The organism is Micromonospora foliorum (assembly GCF_022229015.1).
In the GTDB taxonomy this organism is placed as follows: Bacteria; Actinomycetota; Actinomycetes; order Mycobacteriales; family Micromonosporaceae; genus Micromonospora; species Micromonospora foliorum.
In genome coordinates this window covers 1-3,057 of record NZ_JAKKFF010000283.1, presented here as the reverse complement: position 1 = coordinate 3,057, position 3,057 = coordinate 1, and the positions used below count along the sequence as shown (strand labels likewise).

The window sequence follows — 3,057 nt, the reverse complement described above, 5'->3', positions numbered from 1 at the left end:
CTCCGTGGCGAGGGCCTCCGGGCGGGCGCGGTCGACGGCGGGTAGGCCGGTGGGCACGGTCGGGGCTTCCAGGGCTGGCTGACCCGGGCCGCGCCGGGCGCGGGTGGGCAGGTCGGGGGTGCCGGTTGCCGGGGTGGTCCGCTGTCGGGTGGGGAGAACGGTGTCCGCCTCGGCCTCCTCGTCCGCCTCGGGGGTGGTGGTGGCTGGCGTCGGCACCGCCGACGGCACCGCCACCTCCGGCGCGGTGGTCGTCGGTGCGGCGAGCGCGACCGGTGCGAGGGACGCCGGACGACCGGTGTCCGTGGTGGGCGCCGACGGCATCGGGATGGCCGTGCCGGCCCGGAACGAGCCCGAGTCCTCCGGGGACACGTCGGCCTCGGTGACCAGCTCCAGCGGGATCAGCACGACCGCGGTGGTGCCGCCGTACGCGGACTCCTTGAGCCGTACCCGCACGCCGTGCCGTTCGGTCAGCCGGCTCACCACGTAGAGCCCGAGGCGGGCGGCGTTGGCGAGGTTCAGCTCGGACTGGTCGACGATCCGGTGGTTCGCCGCGGCCAGGTCCTCCTCGCTCATGCCGAGGCCCCGGTCCTCGATCTCGATGGCGAACCCGTTGGAGACCAGCTGGCCGCGGACCTCGACCGTCGTGTGCGGCGGGGAGAACGACAGGCCGTTCTCGATCAGCTCGGCGAGCAGGTGGATGACGTCGCCGACCGCGCGGCCGGCGAGCGAGACCGGCCCGAGCGGCAGCACGTTGACCCGGGTGTAGTCCTCCACCTCGGCCACCGCGCCGCGCACCACGTCAACCATGGGGACGTTGCGTCGCCAGGCCCGACCCGGGGTGGAGCCGGAGAGCACGATGAGGTTTTCCGCGTTGCGCCGCATCCGGGTGGCCAGGTGGTCGACCCGGAACAGGTCCTCCAGCTCCTCCGCGTCGTGTTCGCGGCGCTCCATCGCGTCGAGCAGGGTGAGCTGACGGTGGACGAGCGCCTGCGTGCGTCGGGCCAGGCTCAGGAAGACCTCACGGACGTTACGACGCAGGTCGGCCTGCTCGACCGCAGTACGCAGGGCGGTCTCCTGAACGGCGTTGAACGCCTTGCCGACCTGGCCGATCTCGTCGGTGCCGAACTCCAGCGGGGGCGCCTCGGTGGCCACGTCGACCTCCTCGCCGCGCCCGAGCCGCTCCACCACCCGGGGCAGCCGTTCGTCGGCGAGCTGCCAGGCGGCCTCCCGCAGCCGGTCCAGCTGGCGCAGCAGGTTCCGGGCGGTGGTGATCGAGACGACGACGGAGGCGATGACGGCGAGCAGGCCCAGACCGGTGGCGAGCACCAGTCGGACGACGACCATCACGGCCACGCCGGTGGCCCGACCGACAATGCCCTCACCGCCAGCGGTCACGGCGTCGTTCACCTCGGCCAGCACCGGCTCGACCGTGCCCCGCCACTGCTCGGCGCCGATCGGCAGCTGGGTCGACGGCCGCCCCTCGCGGATGATGCTGTCCTGCACGGCACGCAGTCGGGTGAACGCCTCACCCTCGACCAGCCGCTGATAACGGCGCTGGTCGGCGTCGGCGAGCCGGACGCGGGTCTCCTCACCGAGGAAGCGCTCCGAGCCGACAAGCGCGACGTAGCGGGCGTACTCGGCGCCGCTCATCCGACCGTTGCCGAAGAGGCCGCTGAGCAGCGCGTCCTCCTGGGAGATCAGCTCCTTCATCCGGTTGAGCTGGATCAGGGCCGCCGCCTCGCCGGCGATCTGCTTGTCGTCCAGGCTGCCCGTCACGTCGTAGATCTGGAAGATCGACTCGATCGCGCCGGTGTACGCCTCAGCGGCCGCGATCCGGTCGATCTTGCGGTCCAGCACCTCGGCGCGGGTCTGCTCCAGCGCGTTGACCTGGGCGATCGTCAGACCGAGCTGGGTGTCCAGTGCGGAGCTGCCGGCGATGTCCACCTGCCAGTCGCGCACCGAGTCAGCGAAGTCGGCGGCCAGCTCGGCGGTCTTGCGCTGCTCGGCTTCGAGAGCCGTCCGCTGCGTCGCCTCGGGGTTGCTCAGGTACGCCTGGGTCAACCGCCGCTCCACCTGGAGCTCCTGCAACAGCGGCTCGCTCGGTGTGTAGACCTTGCTGTTCAGCAACTGGACACCGAGCAGGTTGAAGCCGTCCCGCAGGGTCACCCACGCCGCGAACATCCAGAGCGCGACCAGGGAGAGCAGCAGGGCGACAACCTTGGTGCGGATACTCGTACCGCGAGAACGCATTGAACCGTCCCAGGCCGGGCGTTGACTCAGCGCATCAACGAATGATCAGAGGGGGCGACGTCCCACCGCAGCGGGGCATCCGGGGCTGAGGCTCTGCGTACGCTAGCAGTGTCCACACAACCCCTCAAGTTGCTGTTTTTGTTACCTGGTAACCGCAATCCACCACCGATCGGTCTCCGTCCGCGGCACGCAGGCCGGCCAGCCGGCAGGCGGCGAGCACTGCGGCGCGAACGATGACGGTCGGACAGTACAGCTCCTTGCCGTACCACAGTGGAGGGTGCTCCCGGGCGGCCGATCCGTGCAGGTAGGCGTGCCCGCGAGCCACGGCGTCGTCGACCCGTGGCACCGTCGTCGGCACCGCCAGCAGCACCTGGAGGGCGTACGCGGTCTCCTCGGCGGTGCCGTCCCAGCGCCCCCAGGATCCGTCCGCGCGCTGGCTGTCCAACACCCAGCCGGCCGCCCGGTCCACCGCCTCGGCGGCGGCCGCACCCCGCCCGAACTCGGCCAGTGCCAACACGCAGCAGGCGGTGGCGTAGTACGGCGAGGCGTGCCACCGGTCCTCCCAGGGGCCGTCGGCGAGCTGGTGTGCCGGCAGCACGGCGCTGAGCCGCTCGACCGTTCGGTGGTACCGGGCGTCCGCGTCGGGGTGTGCGGCCACGTGCTGGCCGAACGCGTCCAGCACGTGCGCGTTTGTGGTGACCGAGAAGCCGTCCTCGCTCCCCGGCCAGGTGCAGAAGCCGTCCGCCGTCTCGTACGCCCACAGGGTGGCCGGGTCCGCCGGACGGCCGAGCCGGGCCAGCGCGTCCA

1 protein-coding gene and 1 pseudogene are annotated in these 3,057 nt (G+C 71.9%); both read right to left on the bottom strand.

Features of this window, described 5'->3' with window-relative positions:
• Positions 1-2,250, bottom strand: a 2,250-nt coding sequence (locus PSH25_RS20750; protein ID WP_238660674.1) for a sensor histidine kinase, incomplete at its 3' end; no start/stop codon positions are given.
• A 124-nt stretch (positions 2,251-2,374) separates the two neighbouring features.
• Positions 2,375-3,057: pseudogene (locus PSH25_RS20745) on the bottom strand (prenyltransferase/squalene oxidase repeat-containing protein); the annotation flags it as partial.